The organism is Shewanella sp. YLB-07, from assembly GCF_009377275.1.
The window spans coordinates 46,893-64,412 of record NZ_VOQB01000003.1; the positions used below are offsets into that span (position 1 = coordinate 46,893).

General features: G+C 42.7%; 16 protein-coding genes and 1 pseudogene. 13 read left to right on the forward strand and 4 right to left on the reverse strand.

The genetic code is table 11. From position 1 onward, the window contains the following. From FS373_RS07040 to FS373_RS07080, 9 genes are all read left to right on the forward strand, one after another. On the forward strand, positions 1–1,422 hold the full coding sequence (locus FS373_RS07040; protein WP_152829150.1) for an aldehyde dehydrogenase family protein: 1,422 nt from the start codon (positions 1–3) through the stop codon (positions 1,420–1,422). Positions 1,423–1,559: 137 nt separating this feature from the next. Beyond that, positions 1,560–2,774 carry an amine dehydrogenase large subunit gene (locus FS373_RS07045; protein ID WP_144045686.1) on the forward strand — a complete coding sequence of 405 codons (1,215 nt, stop codon included), beginning with the start codon at positions 1,560–1,562 and terminating at the stop codon, positions 2,772–2,774. Further along, the gene (locus FS373_RS07050) at positions 2,774–3,301 is read left to right on the forward strand and encodes a MauE/DoxX family redox-associated membrane protein (RefSeq protein ID WP_152829151.1); all 528 of its coding nucleotides are present in this window, start codon (positions 2,774–2,776) and stop codon (positions 3,299–3,301) included. The genes FS373_RS07045 and FS373_RS07050 overlap by 1 nt, the downstream gene beginning before the upstream one ends. A 16-nt stretch (positions 3,302–3,317) precedes the next feature. Beyond that, entirely contained in the window at positions 3,318–3,929 is a 612-nt protein-coding gene (locus FS373_RS07055) for a thioredoxin-like domain-containing protein (protein ID WP_144045684.1), read from the forward strand. Positions 3,930–3,931: 2 nt separating this feature from the next. Further along, positions 3,932–4,456 (forward strand): methylamine dehydrogenase light chain, encoded by a 525-nt coding sequence (locus FS373_RS07060; RefSeq protein ID WP_144045683.1) that lies wholly within the window; start codon positions 3,932–3,934, stop codon positions 4,454–4,456. Next, positions 4,453–4,878: a cytochrome c, class I gene (locus FS373_RS07065; protein WP_227992575.1), complete on the forward strand. Its 426-nt coding sequence runs from the start codon at positions 4,453–4,455 to the stop codon at positions 4,876–4,878. The genes FS373_RS07060 and FS373_RS07065 overlap by 4 nt, the downstream gene beginning before the upstream one ends. 68 nt (positions 4,879–4,946) lie before the next feature. Then, positions 4,947–5,540, forward strand: a complete 594-nt coding sequence (locus FS373_RS07070) for a c-type cytochrome (RefSeq protein WP_194165825.1) — start codon at positions 4,947–4,949, stop codon at positions 5,538–5,540. A 29-nt stretch (positions 5,541–5,569) separates the two neighbouring features. Beyond that, positions 5,570–7,153: an amidase gene (locus FS373_RS07075; protein WP_227992577.1), complete on the forward strand. Its 1,584-nt coding sequence runs from the start codon at positions 5,570–5,572 to the stop codon at positions 7,151–7,153. Between the two features lie 12 nt (positions 7,154–7,165). Further along, positions 7,166–8,269: a porin gene (locus FS373_RS07080; protein ID WP_152829154.1), complete on the forward strand. Its 1,104-nt coding sequence runs from the start codon at positions 7,166–7,168 to the stop codon at positions 8,267–8,269. 383 nt (positions 8,270–8,652) lie between these two features. Here the strand turns inward: FS373_RS07080 and FS373_RS32695 are convergent. Beyond that, positions 8,653–8,976, reverse strand: a pseudogene (locus FS373_RS32695) (type I restriction-modification system subunit M N-terminal domain-containing protein); the annotation flags it as partial. Positions 8,977–9,316: 340 nt separating this feature from the next. On the opposite strand from FS373_RS32695, the gene FS373_RS07090 reads away from it, so the two are divergent. Further along, the gene (locus FS373_RS07090) at positions 9,317–9,643 is read left to right on the forward strand and encodes a hypothetical protein (RefSeq protein ID WP_152829156.1); all 327 of its coding nucleotides are present in this window, start codon (positions 9,317–9,319) and stop codon (positions 9,641–9,643) included. A gap of 149 nt (positions 9,644–9,792) precedes the next feature. Here FS373_RS07090 and FS373_RS07095 read toward each other — a convergent pair whose 3' ends face one another. From FS373_RS07095 to FS373_RS07105, 3 genes are all read right to left on the reverse strand, one after another. Then, on the reverse strand, positions 9,793–11,100 hold the full coding sequence (locus FS373_RS07095) for a HipA domain-containing protein (protein WP_194165826.1): 1,308 nt from the start codon (positions 11,098–11,100) through the stop codon (positions 9,793–9,795). Beyond that, positions 11,084–11,380, reverse strand: coding sequence for a helix-turn-helix domain-containing protein (locus FS373_RS07100; protein ID WP_144045679.1), 297 nt, complete (start codon positions 11,378–11,380; stop codon positions 11,084–11,086). The genes FS373_RS07095 and FS373_RS07100 overlap by 17 nt, the downstream gene beginning before the upstream one ends. Before the next feature lie 405 nt (positions 11,381–11,785). Beyond that, positions 11,786–12,373 (reverse strand): hypothetical protein, encoded by a 588-nt coding sequence (locus FS373_RS07105; protein WP_144045678.1) that lies wholly within the window; start codon positions 12,371–12,373, stop codon positions 11,786–11,788. Between the two features lie 550 nt (positions 12,374–12,923). Here FS373_RS07105 and FS373_RS07110 point away from each other — a divergent pair. The 3 genes from FS373_RS07110 to FS373_RS07120 all read left to right on the forward strand — a co-directional run bounded on the left by FS373_RS07110 (position 12,924) and on the right by FS373_RS07120 (position 17,505). Beyond that, complete coding sequence (locus FS373_RS07110; protein WP_152829157.1) at positions 12,924–14,288, forward strand: phosphatidylserine decarboxylase family protein; 1,365 nt, start codon at positions 12,924–12,926, stop codon at positions 14,286–14,288. Between the two features lie 106 nt (positions 14,289–14,394). After that, entirely contained in the window at positions 14,395–16,545 is a 2,151-nt protein-coding gene (locus FS373_RS07115; RefSeq protein WP_227992579.1) for a ferritin-like protein, read from the forward strand. An 18-nt stretch (positions 16,546–16,563) separates the two neighbouring features. Then, a complete protein-coding gene (locus tag FS373_RS07120) occupies positions 16,564–17,505 on the forward strand; it encodes a DUF692 domain-containing protein (protein WP_227992581.1) in 942 nt (313 codons plus the stop codon). Positions 17,506–17,520 lie beyond the last annotated feature (15 nt).

Genomic DNA, 17,520 nt, shown 5'->3' on the forward strand with positions numbered 1-17,520 from the left:
ATGAAACAGTTTAATATGTTTATCGATGGCCAAAGTATCAATATGTCATCAAAATTAGACATTATAAACCCTGCTACAGGACAGGCATTTGCCCAATGTCCAAATGGTACCCCAGCAAATGTAGATAATGCCGTATCTTCAGCCCGCCGTGCCTTTAAGCTCTGGGGCCAGACATCATCAGAGGAACGTAAGCAAAAAATACATCAATTAGCCGATACCATTGAAGCCAATATGCCTGAGTTAATGACGCTGATTACTCAAGAAACAGGTAAGCCAATAAATGGCTTAAGCGGGGTTGGCTCAGGCATGGAAGTCGGTGGTGCAATTGCATGGACGCGTAGTACAGCCGAACTAGACATACCCATTGATGTCATACAAGATAATGAAGATGCCCGCATCGAGGTTCACCGTAAACCTTTGGGTGTCGTAGCTTCAATCACACCATGGAATTGGCCACTGATGATTGCTATCTGGCACGTGATTCCTGCGTTGAAAGCGGGAAATACAGTCGTCATCAAGCCTTCAGAATTAACGCCTTTGGCAACCATTCGATTCGTAGAACTGGCCAATGAAATTCTCCCTCATGGGGTTCTTAATATAGTGACGGGTGGTAGCGCCGTAGGCACAGCCCTATGTGCGCACTCGGGGGTGGATAAAATAGTCTTCACAGGTTCAACAGCAACCGGTAAAAAGGTCATGCAGATGGCATCTGCGACATTAAAGCGTCTGACGTTGGAGTTAGGTGGAAATGATGCCGGTATTGTACTCGCGGATGTTGATATTCGATCCACAGCTAAAAAACTGTTTGACGCTTGCTTCCATAATAATGGCCAAACCTGTGCAGCGTTAAAAAGACTCTACGTACACGAAAGTATCTTTGATGATGTCTGTGATGAAATGGCCCGCTTAGCCAGAGAGGTTAACGTTGGCAATGGTGAACAAGAAGATACCGAATTGGGGCCAATTCAAAATGCTCAGCAATTAAACATCGTGATGGATCTGGCAGCCGACGCTAAACTTAACGGTGGCCACTTTCTAACCGGTGGGAGAAAAATAATTGGCGCAGGATACTTCTTTGAACCAACCATAGTCACAGGCCTCACAGATGGTAGCCGACTGGTCGATGAGGAGCCGTTTGGTCCTATCCTCCCTATCATTAAATATACTGATATCGAAGAGGTTATTGCTAGAGCAAACCGTAACCAGTCAGGCCTTGGGGGGTCTGTATGGTCGAAGGATATAGCCAAAGCGACGCACATAGCTTCCCGGTTAGAATGCGGCTCCGTTTGGGTTAATACTCATGGTGCATTGCAACCAAACGCACCTTTTGGTGGTATCAAACAATCAGGATTTGGCATTGAATTTGGACTCCAGGGGTTAGCAGAGTTTACCTCTATTCAGACAATAAAAATTAACAAATAAACTGCAGATAATAATGAAATTATTATCTGCAGATGAATTTATGACGTGACTATAAATTCATCTGGTTAAAAAACATAATTTACGATTGTTATATATAGTAAACCCAATAATAACTATAAAAACATCAGGTATATAAAATGAATATCCGATCGAACATTAACACGTTAAAAATACTAGTGGCACTGTTATTACTTCAATGTGGATATGCTTTTTCTATTGATTCCTCAGCAATTAAAAAGGCAATAAACCCTAAGCTTCCTCCATTACCCATTGAAGAAACGGGTAATGTCATGATATTACCCGATGTATTCCCTGAGACCTGGATGTTTGTCGATGAAACAAGCTTCACGAATATGTTTGGCGGTAAAATGATCCTGCTCGATGTCGCCGAAACTCGTCACTCAAAGCGAATAAAAGGCACGGCTGACAAAAATTTAATGGGCAATTTTATTCAAGCAAAAACGCGACCTGAGTTTTACATCATGGAAAGCTTCCACACCCGGGGGGCACGTGGGCCATTAACCGATGTACTCACTATTTATAATAAAACAACCATGGCGGTTATTAAGGAGCTTGTGTGGAAAGATCGGCGTCTGCAGGCATTACCACGCCGCAATGCAATGGCTCTTTCTGCCGACGAGAAGTTTCTTTATGTTGCAAACTTTAGCCCTGCTGGATCATTTACAGTTGTTGAACTTAATAGCAAAAAAATTATTGAAACTATAGAAACACCTGGCTGTGTACTGACTTTCTCAACAGGAATTCGTAGTATAAGCTCACTTTGTAGTAATGGTGGTATGTTAACCACAGTCATAGATGAGAAAGGACATTTAAAATCCAGACACAGGCTTAAACCTTTTTTCGATACCGATAAAAGCCCTATTTTTGAACGTCCTGCAATTATCGATGGCATCGCCTACTTCCCATCATTTGATGGTCTACTCCATGAATTAAATCTCAGTGGAAAGGTAGCTAAGCATATTACAAGCTGGTCATTACTTAATGAGCAAGAGCGTAAACAAAATTGGCGACCGGGTGGGCTAGCGCTTAATGACAGTGATGAACAGGGTTTAATGTATATCATCATGCACTCTGATGGCCATGATGGAACTCAAACTCAAGGGGGCAGTCAAGTATGGATATTTGATGTGCGAGCGAAAAAAAGAATCAAAGTGATTGATATACCTAACTGGGCAGTATCAATTGCGCTTACCCGCGGTATAAAACCACTATTAGTAGTCACGAATGGCGAGCTCAACCTCGATATTTACAATCCTGAAAGTGGTGAATTAATCCAAACATTAAAAGACTTTGGAAATATTAGTCCTCTGGTTATTCATAAGGCTTACTAATGATGAGTACACTTCTTTCTGATGCTAGCGCATTATTTACCCTTTGGCTTTTCATTCAGTCAGGTTGGAGGAAAATAATGCACGATAATAATAGTTACTATCAAGATCTCATCAGTGATTATTTTAATTTATCGAATAACACATATAACTCAAGATTATTAATTAAAATTATAGGGTTATATGAAATATTACTTTCCATCAGCATCATAATTCCTGGCACGCGTACTGTCGCTGCTATCGGAGTTGTTTTCACCCTATGGATATATTTCTTAATCATGGCTTATCAACTTTACCGAGGAAAAACCAATATGGACTGTGGCTGTGGCGGACCAGAAGGGAAAATAATAATAAGCACATATTCACTAATAAGAAATCAAATTTTTACAGGTATAACATTACTTGCTCTAATGCCTGGATCAATTACTTTCAATGCATTATCAATTTTATCACTCTCTATAGCGATGATTGTCATCCTAATAAACTTATGCGTTGAGCAGCTTATTGCCAACACTCAACTAAAATATTAAAATAGAGGATTCATCGGTGAACTTATTAATAGTTTCAAATGCTGTTTTATGGATAGTTATAATTTGTATCGTTTTCATTATTTATGCTTTAACCCGTCAAATTGGCGTACTTTACGAACGTGTGGCTCCCGCAGGTGCACTGGCGATCAATCAGACAATTGAAGTGGGACAGTCTAGTCCTAATTTGGCATTACAGTCCATATCTTCAGGTCTCATAGAGATTGGAGCGGGTAAAAATACCGGCAAGTCTCAACTTATTTTTTTTATCTCACCCGACTGTCCTGTATGTAAGACCTTGATGCCTGCAATTAAATCGAGTGCACAATCTGAATCCGATTGGGTCGAGCTTATTTTCGCCAGTGATGGTCAAGAGCAAAATCATCAAGGGTATATACAACAACACTCTATAGAAAGTTATCCCTATATCATTTCTGAAATACTAGGAAAAAGTTTTGGTATTGCCAAACTTCCTTACGCTGTCTTAATCAACAATGAAGGCACCATTTCTGCTATGGGCATCATTAACTCCAGAGAACACATAGATAGTTTATTCGAAGCAAAGGATCTAAAAACGGCTTCAATTCAGGAATATATGGCCAATCAAACACATCTGGCCAAAAGGGTATAAAAATGAGTTTATTCGATAATTTTTTTGAAAAGAAAGCTCGTAGCATAGCGCAGACCAACGGCAGAAGAGGGTTTCTTAAAAGTTTAGGCTCTACTTTAGTTGGGGTTACCACGATTCCATTATTACCTGTTGCCCGCGCCGCAGATGCACCGGTATTGCCACAAGAGAGCGGCGACCCATCAAGTTGTGATTATTGGCGTTACTGTGCAGTCGACGGCTTTTTATGTGAGTGCTGTGGTGGTAACTACAACACCTGCCCTCCAGGTACTGAAATGTCTCCTATTACTTGGATAGGTACTTGTCGTAATCCCGTTGATGGAAGAAATTACGTTATCTCTTATAACGATTGTTGTGGAAAAACTCAATGCGGAACCTGTTTATGCCAAAGGGATGAAGGTGATAGGCCTATTTATCGTTCAGATAAATCCAACGATGTAAATTGGTGTCTAGGTGCAACAAGCTCTGTATACCATTGTTCAACAGCCATTGTTGTGGGTGTTGCATTCGAACAAGGCCACGACAAGTGAATATCTTAACAGGATTGATAGGACTGCTAACCCTATTAGCTGCGTTATTTAGCACACCGTCACAGGCAACCGACATCAATAATGAGAGAGCCAAATACAATTACCAACTGCTCTGTCAAGGGTGCCATACACCCGATGGGAGTGGCAGCAAGAGCATTCCTCAAATAAAAAATCATATTGGACGCTTCTTGGCCACTTCTTCTGGTCGAGAATACCTGATCCGCGTGCCTGGTGCGGCAAACTCCACACTTGATGATAGTCAGCTCGCTGAGGTACTCAATTGGATGATACTTGAATTTGGAGGTCTTAGTACACCAGCTAACATGGAGTTATATACCGCAGATGAAGTTAAAGTATTGCGTCAATCGGCATTATTTGAAGTAACTGAATACCGTAATTTTTTATTATCACAATTACCATAATGCATATGGATTTACCCATCTCCCACGATGGTCTCATACAATTTATACCCCATAATTCAGGACATAAGATGAGAAATATAAAGCAAACCAATTCAGGACTTAGATTATTGTTTTTTATGCTGATGATAACTTCTAGTCAGTTTACCTCAGCTGCATCAAATGAAAATATCGATTCACTCATCACTCAATGCGAGTCTTGTCACGGCACTAATGGTGTGTCAATGGTTGCAACCCAGCCAAACTTAGCCGGTCAAAAAAAGGGCTATTTAGCTAAACAAATAAGAGCATTTCGTGATGGTAACCGCAAGAACTCAATGATGAATAAGATAGTCGAAGGCTTATCCGAACAGCAAATGGAGAGTTTAGCCGACCACTTTAGTAAACAGGTTAACTCCACAGCAGCGAAGAAAGTTCAAAACATAGCTGGTAAGCATGTTAGGGCTCGCTGTATATCTTGTCATGGTATGAAGGGATTTACGGTCAACAGCCTATGGCCAAACCTCGCTGGTCAACATAGTGATTACCTGCAAAAACAATTATTGGATTTTAAGAGCGGGGATCGTCAATCTCCTACGATGCAAGTGATCGCCAATGAACTGAATACAGATCAAATACATGCTGTAGCAGAATATTTCAGCCAACAGAAAGCCAGTCTTCACTAGATCATTATCCTATATAAAGGTAAAACAAAATGAAAACAGCTATCGATAACCAACCAAGTGAAAAAATAGACAAAAAAAAAAGAACACTCTGTAAAGCGATAATTGCCAGCAATATTATAATGGTACCAACAAATGTTTTCGCTAATAAAAAATCTATTGGTCATCAGTTTTCAAGTGCTGATGACATCATAAAAAACACCAAGGCAATTAAATTATCTGAAGCAATAAAAAATAGATCTATATCCTGTGTTGAAGTCATGAATGCCTATTTAAATCAAATAAGCAAAAAAAACCCATTAGTTAATGCAATTGTGGCATTAGAGGAAAGAGATAAATTAATAGAACAAGCTCAACAAAAAGATAAGGATTTATCCAACGGTATATACCATGGCTGGATGCACGGTTTTCCGCATGCTGTTAAAGACCTTGCATTAACCAAAGGTATCGTTTCATCCATGGGATCGCCAATTTTTAAAGATTACATTCCAAAACATGACGATATTATTGTTGAACGGATTAAGAACTCTGGCGCAATTTTAATAGGTAAAACAAATGTTCCAGAATTTGGACTCGGTTCCAATACATATAACAAAGTATATGGCACAACAGGTAATGCATATAATCCTAAATTAGTCGCCGGCGGCAGTAGTGGCGGTGCTTCGGTCGCCCTCGCAATGAACATGGTTCCAGTTGCTGACGGAAGCGATATGATGGGTTCTTTAAGAAATCCTGCTGCTTACAATAATATAATTGGATTTCGTCCATCATTTGGCCGCGTGCCCTCTGGACCCACAAATGAAGTGTTTATACAGCAACTTGGGTACAACGGCCCCATGGGAAGGAATGTTAGAGATACAGCCATGCTTCTTTCCACCATGGCTGGATATGATTCACGATACCCACTGTCAATAGATGATGATCCACTCCAATTTACAAATAACTTGGATGTCGATGTTAAAGGTAAAAAAATTGCTTGGCTAGGTGATTTAAATGGCTACTTGCCTATGGAGAAAGGAGTACTTGCATTGTGCGAAAGTAATTTGAAAATATTTGAAGGTTTAGGGTGTCATGTTGAAAGTGTAATCGTTGACTTTAATATGGAACAGCTTTGGGAAACTTGGTTAATAGAGCGACATTGGCTTATAACAGGTATTGCTAGCAAGCTTTATTCAGATCCCAAGAAGAGAGAGCAGTTAAGCAGCGCTATGAGGTGGGAAATAGAAAATGGATTGAAACTGACTGGCGTTGACACTTATAAAGCTTCAATTAACAGAACAAAATGGTACAGCACATTAAACAGCTTATTCGATGAGTATGACGCTGTCGTTTTACCATCAGCACAAGTTTTTCCCTTTAACAAAGAAATTCATTACCCAACATCAATTGGAAGTAAGAAAATGGACACTTACCACAGATGGATGGAGGTGGTAATTCCAGGAACCTTATCTGGTTGCCCTATAGTTAACATACCAGCCGGATTTAACTCTCAAGGCTTACCTATGGGCATGCAATTAATAGGTAAAAACAAAAGAGACTTTGAAGTTCTTCAGCTCGCACACGCTTATGAAGAAGCGATGCCAAAAATAATCAGGCATGCATTTAACATCGTATAAGAAGGAGTATTCATGAATTATAAGTCTATTGGTATACATAAAACAAAGAATAATTACATATTAATATTAGTGATATCTTTTATAACTCTATGCATACCCACAAAATATTGCCATTCAATAGAATTGAATATTAATAAAAACACAAATTTTGAATTCGGGGGCTGGATCGCAGCTGAATACAATTACAATATTGACGACAGCCCATACGATCTAGGATTAAACTCTAATGCTTCCCGTGTATTTGTATCAGGAGAACACTCAATATCAGACTCATTGAAACTATATGGAAAAGTTGAATATGGGATATCTTATATAGAAAAACAACATAAAGATGTAGATTTCATTGAACGCCTTATGTATATAGGTATAAGTTCACATTTTGGCTCAGTAGAAATAGGTCGAGTATGGAGTCCATTTTATGATATTGCGATGTACAGTGATACTAACTTCAGCTTTAAAGATACAGCTTCTGGCGCTTTTTTCTCTCCCGTATCACACATTGCAGGGTTTGGTCGTAGTAATAACTCCATAAAATACAAGACAAGTTTCAAATTAGATACTAGCAAACTTTTTTTTAGTGCGTTAATCGGTGACCAAAAGGGAGATAACGTTAACTCAAGAGTCAGTATTAATACAAACTATGGTGCATCTATACGTTATAAATATAAAGGGTATCAAGTAGGACTCGCCCATCAAATTGCTAATGCTGATGGTTTATCAAACTATGATGATTCAATCAATGCTACAATAATAGGAGGCATGTTTAATTCCGATTCATTCCTAATAGGCGGGAATTATACCATAGGTAAAAACAACCAATATGACATGGGATTAAGTGGTAACTTAGTTAACTCAAAAGGTATCGAAGGTTCCATACACTTCAGGTTTTCTAAGAGTTACAAGGTATATACAGGATATAATAAACTGACGACTAAAAAAGATTTATATAGCACAGAGTTTGTGAATTTCGGTTTATTAAAAAACTTCAACAAAAAAATTGCCATATATACTGAGTACCGATTAGATCTTGGAACAACTAAAACAAGTTTATTTTTTGGAGATGCAGTTTCCGTAGGATTAGTATATTTCATCTCAGATTACTCCCACTACTTTTAACCCTGGCCTGAAAGGATCAGGATTCCAGTAATAAGCGCGTGAGCCGCTATATGTTGAGATCAACGCGCCAAGGGAGTAAGGACTCTAAGACACAACTCAAAACAGATAGATAGTGTGTTTATTGGACGTTCTGTGTAAATTTAAACTCCCATGATCTCACCCTGAAGGTATGCCAGCGGTATCATGAGTGGTTGGTATCGATAGAGAGTGCCCATTCTCGATCTTGCTTGCGTATCAGCTTTAGCCACTGATTTAACGTATAGCGACTTTCTTCGTCAAATTTCGATGACAATTCATATAACTTCTGGATTTGGAATAACTATGAGGGATCTGTAAGGTTTGCTTGATTGATACAAGAGGCAACAGACACAAGTCCTGAGGTCAAAGCCATCAATATAACTTTCGAGGTTGGCCTTAATCCCCGTTTCACCCAGCTTGGACATATCCATTTTTGATATATTAAAAAATGACAAACCACTGGCTCGCAAAAGCATTTTTTCTGGTGCTTCTTCAGGCAAGTTCATCTTCTAAACCTTTTCATACTCTGCCAGTACAGCTTCTTTGCTCTGTTCCAGCACTCCTTCCAAACGACGCAGTAAGGTGAATGGCAGAATGATGCGGCCGTATTGGCTTTGCTTAAAATCACCGCGTAATAGGTCTACAATTGACCAGCAGAAGGCGGCAAGATTATTTGGAGTTTGAGACATTAAGGAACACCTAGTTTAGATAAAGTCGTCCAGTTTACGGTTGAGAAATTACGATTAGGTTACGTAATTATTCAGAGACGTCTGCGGATATATGGACACTATAATGGATAACGAGTCTGCCATAAATGCAAGGCGAAACACAGGGGTTAAGTCAAAGATATGGAAGGTTATTCCTGTTAAAGGTTGATAGCGAATGCTTAATTGTTGGAGTCTGTTACATGAAAGTAACGGTTTGCCTTCGAGTGGCAAAAGCCAACTTGATAACGCACTTAAAATCAGCTAGAAATTTAGTCATTTTTCACTTTTGCTTCATACTCATCTATTTCGCGTGGAGCATGTTATGACTGAGAGTGAATTTGTATCGACAATATACAACGCTATTAAGATTGGTGACATCATTCATAAGCCACGAGTGACTTCGGCAATATTAGATATTAAAGAAAACGGCAACATCTATTACCGAATAGGTGAGGCAGACAAGAAATTTGTTTCCACTAGAGAGCTGGTGGACGTGTATGCAGTGCTCAGTACTAGTCAACTCAGCATCAAGGAGATTTGCAATATTGCTTCAGCATCTTGCAATTCAACTACGATTCAGTGGCTGCTAACCCATGCACGACTCGCTAAACGAAATCAGCATGGTCATTTCTCAAAAAGCTGGGAGTAAATTTCAGAGCGAGTGGTTTAGACCTACACATAGAAAGCCACCCTACACGCTCAGGTAATACTCATTAGCCGCGTTCAACATGCAAGTGCCCCCTTACATCTAATACGTCTTTCAGCTTAGTGAGTTGCTCTTGGTATTTCACTAGATGCTCACAACTCTATCTTAGGGATCTCTTGCGCTTGCTCGATAAAATGCTGACAACGCTTTTCTACTTGCTGGTGGTATTTAGCCATATAAGCCTGTTGAGCGGGACTTAGCTCCCCTAACAGACCAATTGCACTGCTAAGCTGTTCAGTGATTGCTTTAGCTGTTTTCAGTAACTGTCGCATAAGTAGTTTATTGTTGATTTGGCAGCCATCGGCAAACTCCATGAGCTGGTAAGCATTTATAGCATGGGGGTTGAACTCATCCCCTATTGCCATCGCAAGCTCTTGTTCAAACTCTGGGTACATCTGCACATTCACTAGGTCATACAAGGGTGTTGGTTCTAAACCTGCTTTACTGACAAAGAAGCTCATGTTCTTACCATGGGCGTCATGGTTAAATAAACACAGATTGAACAGTACCCAATTCAGCAGAGTTAACTTTGCGGCAATGGGGTTCTGGCACACTTGAGTTAGCTCAAACAGCTTTTTAAGACTGACACCATCACGAATATGAGCAACATCACGCTGCTTACCTAAGTTACGCTCATACTTTCTATCAACTCCCAAGTTACAGGCCTGGCAGGCATCGATAAGATGCTTTCTCTTTACTACGTCATTAATCAATTTACGGTCAAAGCGCTCAACCACCAGCGCGGGATATTGGTCAAAGTAATGCAGCTCAATATTGGCTGTTGGTAAGCCTATCAACTGGGCGAGTTTCATTGTCACAAACTCATTAATGACTAGATGCTGCTGAGTACTTTTTTCAAACTTGATGATGTGAGTTGAGCATAAGTCACCACTACCAAAACCAAACTCGCCATTTAGCTGCAAGACGTTAATTTTTGACTGTACACCGGCAACAGAGAGCCTTGGTTTGTCGTCCCACACTTCCATGGCAAATAAGCTAGGGTCGCTTAAGCGCTGCACTAACTCAGCGGTTGTTATAGGTCTAAATTCTGTTTTAGCTTCGATATTCTCGCCCTGTCGGACAAACAGTAAAGCCCCCGATGTGTCTTGCCCTATCCCATGGATCAGTGCAAAGGTATTTTGCTTAGATACCGCAAGGTAGTCGATTAAGTGATCTAATCCTTGGTTCTCTGGCAGTAGGTTTTGCAGGTAGCGCCGAATAGCACTTGATTGAATGTTACCTTCAAGTGGTAAGTAGGGTGATAATGCAAAGCCCTGCTGCTTCCATTGAGTTTGGTAAACAAAATGCAAGTTATCCGTATCTGGATCAAAGCTTAATTCAGCAATAACCTGCTTATTAAAAAGTACATTTAAACGGTATGCATTAGACCCAGCCATCATTAGCCTCACTTTCAGCGCTAGTCACTTGTTGCTCCCATGGCTTAATTGAAAGTTGAACTCCTAAGCCTTGCATCACATCTATCAACGCCGACAGGCGAATATCATCTCGACCTTGCTCTATTTTTATATAGGTCTGCTTAGCGATGCCACACAATGCTGCTGCGTCGGTTTGAGTGATGCCGCTTTGCGTACGCTTAGCTTTTATTGCGGCCCCTAATAATTCAACCGAAAAGGTCTTTGAGAGATCGGGGCTTGCTATGGCTTTTACAGATTTGGCCATCTAATACCTCCTATTGTGAACTCCAGCATATAGGGTTAATTTAAGCTGCGATTAGCTAAACGCTAACGTAATCATATAAGTCTACTTTAATAGACTTATAGAACAGATTATAGGCTGAAAATGATAAAGTCTATCTTTTTAGACTTTTATCCTAAAGGTACGTTCAGGAAGCATAAAGTACATAAAGTTAGACTTTATGTACTTGAAGGGTATTCACTTACTAGAATGATACAGGAAGGCCGTGGATGAATTTTTTAAAAGTTTTTTGAATATTCTTACACTAACTCGTAGTGACTCGCTTTTATTGTAACACCAATAGGAACACCCAGATAAGGAGCCACAAGCAAAACTCAACCCTATCAACTCGTTATGATTGAAACTAGAGCCCCGCCGCTTCAACACCTATTAAGTTAATCCTAGGCGTATATCAAGTTTTTCGACCCAGACATCTTCTTTGTAGTAAGGCTCAATAGCCAGTGGCGATATAATCAACTCCCCCAGGATAGAGTCATCTTCAGTCGTCATCGAGACGCTAGTGCCATCGGATAGCTTGATGTTGATCCCCCAGTCATACGTAATAATTTCATCCGACGGGACCCAGCCACCAGCCTTTGTTTTATCTACAATTGCACACTGACAGCTAAGCCGAAGGATCGCTATAGAATCGATGATCACGCCAACTTTCTCCGTCAACTTAATCTCAGAACATGGGCCTATAGAATGATCTATGACACTGTATTCTATTTCAGTCGGTTGCAATACTTTTCTAAAGATTGGAAGATGAAAGTCATGACCTTGAGGGCTCGTATTCCACTCGTTAGTCATCTCAACAAAGCCAGCCTCCACCCTAAAATATAATGGGGATAAACATGTGGCATTACCCTGACTAAAATTGATATCGACACTCTTGGTTAGTAAATTAATTTCTTGGCCTATCAGGCTCTGCAGTGATTCAATAGACTCAGCATCTAATTCGTAACTCGTTTGTGGCATGCTTTACTCCCCCCCCAAAAAAACGCCCAAAAATCAGGCCGCCCATTAGTAATGGACAAATATAACGAGACAAGATTTAACTTTCAACTCTGCCTGGAATTAAAAGGAAAATGAACCTGCTTTCAGAAGTAACGGATTGTTGAATCGTGCGGCCCTAGCTATAGGGTACTGGCGTTGTCTGTTGATGAATGGGGTGGCTTAACGTTTCTACTTATGCCTAGTTAACATCGAATACATTCACGTTAATGCGACGACGTGTATTCAGGTTCTTGAGATATTTATTTGCAGTTTCTGTCGATCCCGTCTAAACATATCTGAGTGAGGTTTTTGGGTTGTGTCAGTTTGATAAAACTAAAAACCACAAACAAACCCTAATACTTCAATGCATTAGGATCACCATTAAAAATGACGGCCCCTTTTTTGATTGAAAAGCGACCAGATTGAACATTTTGAATGTCGAGTGGCTGAAACGATGAACGAGGACCAAGTCAACCATAACGTCACCCAGTAAAGGACTACGACATAACGTCACCAAGTAAAGGATTACAACATGGATAATTACAAGCAATCCGCACAAGCTGCTGAAGGCGCTTTAGCGTCAGACACACTTGCTGCAAAAAAAGTTTTTGAACGTCATTACTCCCAAAAAATTGGCGTATTAGCAGGATACCTCCCCAAAGAAAGCAAATACGTTGCAAGCTGGTTAAGCGGGATTGTTAAAGAAGCCCTGGCCGCGCGTGAAGGCAAGTCTGCCGAGGATCTTCAACCTGCCGTCCTTGCCATGGCAGAGCTTCTGGAACATCACAACGAGCTGCGTGATCTGGTGCGATTAATGATCGCCGAAGGGCAAGACGTTCACAGGCAATATGAGCCGGACACAACATACACCGTCAACTCGATAGAGACGATGCTGTATGCAATGAATCACATCATTATGAGGGCTCCGCCTTTTACGCCCGATGTGCCCCACTCCGCCTTTCCTATGTCGGGCCTCTTTGTATACATGATGTGGACAAGGGGCGGCGAACACGTCTTCAAAGATGACAAATTTAACGCCAAACTCGCCGATATCCTGGACGCTTGGTGCACCTACCTCGACTCACCCACCTCATTAAATGTGATCACCACGGGTGCAGAAGGCTGGCTCAACACAAAATCCTACACCGATAACGACCTCGATCAATTCGTTAGTAAACAACAGCAACGAGACGATCCCGTGCACTGGGGTTATACGTCATTCAATGACTTTTTCCACCGTCAGATCATTGCCAACACCCGGCCGATTGATGGAGCTGGCAACCCTGCAGTGGTGACTTCAGCCAACGATGGCACCGTCTACCGCATCGCTCGAGAAGTCAAACGCACCGACAGTTTCGATTGCAAGAGTCAAAATTACTCCCTGGAAAACATGCTGGATGGTCGTCACGTTGACCGTTTTGTCGGCGGCGACGTTGTGCAATCGTTCCTCAGTGGCAACAACTATCACCGCTGGTGGGCGCCAATCTCCGGCACCATTATTGAAAAGCGGGTGGTGCCGGGTTTCATGTTCAGTGAACTGTATGGCGAAGGTTTTGACGACTCCGCAGGCACCCAATCCCAAGGTTATGAAGCGAATGTCAACACGCGTGGGCTCGTCTTTATCGAAAGCGACGATCCGTCGATTGGCATGGTATGTGTGATGCCGATCGGGATCACGGAAATATCGTCTGTGGATATTCAGGTCGAAGTGGGCGACAAAGTGAAGAAAGGTCAGGAACTTGGCTGGTTCAGCTACGGTGGCTCCAGCATGTGCCTTATTTTCCAGTCTGGTGCGATCAAGCAATTTACCATCGTCAATCCTGAGCCAGATTCAGATTCTGATAACGGCCCCTTTATCCGTGTTGGCGGGCAAATTGCGATAACACATACCCGATAATTTTTTTGCTTTCCGGCATGAATAACAACGCAGGTCGTACTGTAAAACATCGGCTACAGCCTGCGCTCACCCCCACCACCATACATTGAGTAAGGAATCACTGATTATGGCAACCCCATCATCTAAAGAGCAAGTATACGCGCCGTATTTAAAACAAATGAAAACCCAAATAACTACAGATTGTGAAAATCGCAGTCTGGATTATCTCGATGCCGATCTCGCCTGCGTGCAGGCCATCGCTCAGGCAGCGGTTAACGTGGAACTGTTTACCATTCCGCTCTATATGACCTCGCTATATTCGATAAAGGGAACCCACCAAATTAATAGCGAAGGCAGCACCTTATATACCGGCCGATGGTGGCCTGGAACAGCTCCAACTGCTGGCAAAACACTGACCACGAATCAACAAGTTTTCAATAAAGTCTATAGCGTATTCATTGAAGAAATGCTGCATCTGCAACTCGCTGCAAATATGTCAAGCAAGTTGGGTTTCACCCCAGTTTTCACCAGCAATGCGCTGCAAACAGACAACTACGGCTGGCATTGTTATGCCAAAGACAACACCACTATTCCGCATATTCTAGATTTTACCGATTGGAAGGGCAGACACCCGGACCTCAGCACAATGACGGTCGAACTCAGAGCCATGAACGAGACCCAGGTAGAGCTATTTCTAGCCATCGAGGAAACCGCAGCCTTAGCCGCTACAAACTTGCATAATCCAGACATTCCCCTACCAGATGGTGGTTCGCGGCCTAAATACTTTGAACCGGCGCCCTTTGACTGGTTTACCGCCAGCATGACCGAAAATAACCTGCCGTTGTTTGGCTCCATCGGCCATATGTACCTGTGCTACTGGAGCTATCTGGAAATTAAATATGATGACGGCTCGACCCTGCTTGAGCGCTTGACCAACGTCCAGCGAGATCAGTTCAACAACGTGCCCGAAAGGCCCGAAGCGCAGTACCCGGGCATCAATGGGACGTTATCAAGCACTGACCTACTGAAGTGCGAACTAATCAATAACATCGATGCCATTACCGATCAAGGGGAAGGTGATGCCGTCGTGCCCAACATCCTTGAAGTCTGGGGGCATCAACCTTGGGCGACACTCTATCGACAAAAATCGGCAGAAGTCGCTACAGGCATGTTGGGGGCAGTACAATCTAAATACCAACCAGATCCAGTCGCTCTGGCAGCAGATTATCCTGGTTATAACGATGTCGGTAAGCCCACTGAAGAGATGTCCGGCAGTGCACAAGCCCGCAGTGACGCGGCAAACAAAGATCACTATGAGTTATTCGCTGAAGTAAAAGCACTCTTGTCGCATTCTGATTACATGACCTGGGATACCTGGCACCAACAAGGCAACAGCTGGACCTCTGCCATGCTCGGCACTAACGATGCACAAAACCTACCTTCCACTCAAGATGTTGCCCAGGCCCTTAATAATCTTATCTCAACTGAAGAAATTAAGGCAAGCACCTACGACACCTTCAGCCAATCGGCAGTAGGCACCATCAAAGGCATTACCACGCAACTTAATGCCTATTGGCGTGACCCCTCGGTATTTTTTCCAGGGCCTGCAATGGGTGGCTCCGGCGACCGGGTATCCATCTGCTGGGCCGTCACCGGCGAAGTCCCCGATCTGGTCACAGGTATTGTCTCACAGGACACCAAAGCCATGCTTTATCACGCCTGTCAGGGGATGGACTTGACCCCAGACGCAGTGAGTGATCCCGATAGCTGTGCCGCTAAACTGGCGTATCACAGCTGTAAAGGCTCTAACGAGTGTAAAACCCAGGGCGGTTGCGGCTTTGTACAAAGCGCCAGCGGCGGTGGCAGTTGCAGCGGTACGGCAGCAAAGGGAATTAAAAGCGCACCGGCGGATAACCTATGCAGTAATTTAGGGGGCTGTGCAGTGCCCATCTCGGCGTCGCAACTGTTTCCCAAACAGACTGACGACTGCTATGAAATGCAGCTCTATAAATTTGGCGGCGCGCCTGATTTCAAGGCGACACCAATAAGTTGGTTGAAATTACATGCCCGCGACATGCTACCGCCAGTCGTTAAAGAAGTAGAAACCATGCCCTACAAAGTTGGCGATTCTGTTTATGACGTGGCTTGGAAAGCCTATTGTACTGCTGCGGGACTGGTGAAAGTAAAAGGTAACCAACTTGAACACCACCGTTCAATTGAAATGCCCACTCAGCCAGAACCTAGTGACATTCGTCTGGCATTGCCACCATCTACCTAATCAGGGAAGCCATTTACTTTGAGCAACCATATTAAATCAATGCAGAGCCTTTCAGGGGAAGGCTCTTCAACTCTTGGATTGAGAAATCTCGGTTTTGGCGTGGGTTTACGCCCACAGCATTTCCCCTATCTGATGAAAAATGACGATCCACTCGTTGATTGGTTTGAAATCATCAGCGAAAATTTTATGGATAATCATGGCTACGCACGTCATGTACTCCAACATATCCGTTCTAAACGTCCGGTGGTGATGCACGGTGTGTCAATGAACATCGGCAGTACTGATCCGCTCAATTGGACTTATCTACACAAGCTAAAAGAGTTGGCTGATGTTGTCCAACCCGAGTGGATATCCGATCACCTCTGCTGGACAGGATTTGCCGGGGTTAACACTCACGACCTGCTCCCCTTGCCACTTAACGAAGAAAGCCTGATGCATGTCGCTGGGCGCGTTAGAGAGATACAGGATTTTCTGCGTCGCCCGCTCATTATCGAAAACCCTTCTACCTATCTGGAATTTTCCCAAAGTGAATTGTCTGAATGGGAATTTTTAGCGTTACTCGTCGAACAAACCAACTGCGGGCTCTTGCTTGATGTGAATAACGTCTATGTCTCCGCCCATAATCACAGCTTTGACGCGACTGAGTATGTACGAGGACTGCCCCATCAAAATATCGTCCAGCTCCATGTTGCTGGCCCGACGGGTGTCGGTGACTGCCTGATCGATACCCACGACCAACCGGTCCCCACCGACGTTTGGCGCTTATACAAGCTGGCGCAGGAGTTAACAGGCGGTGTCGCTACGTTGCTGGAATGGGACGCCAATATACCCGATTACCCGGAACTGGTTGCCGAACTGGATAAAGCGAAAGCGGTGCTGGCTGGAGAGGCTATTCAAGACGTGCCAATTCATAGGCAGTCCGATGACACGCCCGTCCTATCGACCCCTGTTGTTTTTTAGTATGGAGACTTTGTG

Excerpts from the sequence above, each read along its gene's own strand:
- FS373_RS07050 (WP_152829151.1), top strand. The coding sequence starts at position 2,774 with ATGATGAGTACACTTCTTTCTGATGCTAGCGCATTATTTACCCTTTGG.
- FS373_RS07080 (WP_152829154.1), top strand. The coding sequence starts at position 7,166 with ATGAATTATAAGTCTATTGGTATACATAAAACAAAGAATAATTACATA.
- FS373_RS07075 (WP_227992577.1), top strand. The coding sequence starts at position 5,570 with ATGAAAACAGCTATCGATAACCAACCAAGTGAAAAAATAGACAAAAAA.
- FS373_RS07045 (WP_144045686.1), top strand. The coding sequence starts at position 1,560 with ATGAATATCCGATCGAACATTAACACGTTAAAAATACTAGTGGCACTG.
- FS373_RS07060 (WP_144045683.1), top strand. The coding sequence starts at position 3,932 with ATGAGTTTATTCGATAATTTTTTTGAAAAGAAAGCTCGTAGCATAGCG.
- FS373_RS07040 (WP_152829150.1), top strand. The coding sequence starts at position 1 with ATGAAACAGTTTAATATGTTTATCGATGGCCAAAGTATCAATATGTCA.
- FS373_RS07105 (WP_144045678.1), bottom strand. The coding sequence starts at position 12,373 with ATGCCACAAACGAGTTACGAATTAGATGCTGAGTCTATTGAATCACTG.
- FS373_RS07095 (WP_194165826.1), bottom strand. The coding sequence starts at position 11,100 with ATGATGGCTGGGTCTAATGCATACCGTTTAAATGTACTTTTTAATAAG.
- FS373_RS07090 (WP_152829156.1), top strand. The coding sequence starts at position 9,317 with ATGACTGAGAGTGAATTTGTATCGACAATATACAACGCTATTAAGATT.
- FS373_RS07110 (WP_152829157.1), top strand. The coding sequence starts at position 12,924 with ATGGATAATTACAAGCAATCCGCACAAGCTGCTGAAGGCGCTTTAGCG.
- FS373_RS07100 (WP_144045679.1), bottom strand. The coding sequence starts at position 11,380 with ATGGCCAAATCTGTAAAAGCCATAGCAAGCCCCGATCTCTCAAAGACC.
- FS373_RS07115 (WP_227992579.1), top strand. The coding sequence starts at position 14,395 with ATGGCAACCCCATCATCTAAAGAGCAAGTATACGCGCCGTATTTAAAA.
- FS373_RS07070 (WP_194165825.1), top strand. The coding sequence starts at position 4,947 with ATGAGAAATATAAAGCAAACCAATTCAGGACTTAGATTATTGTTTTTT.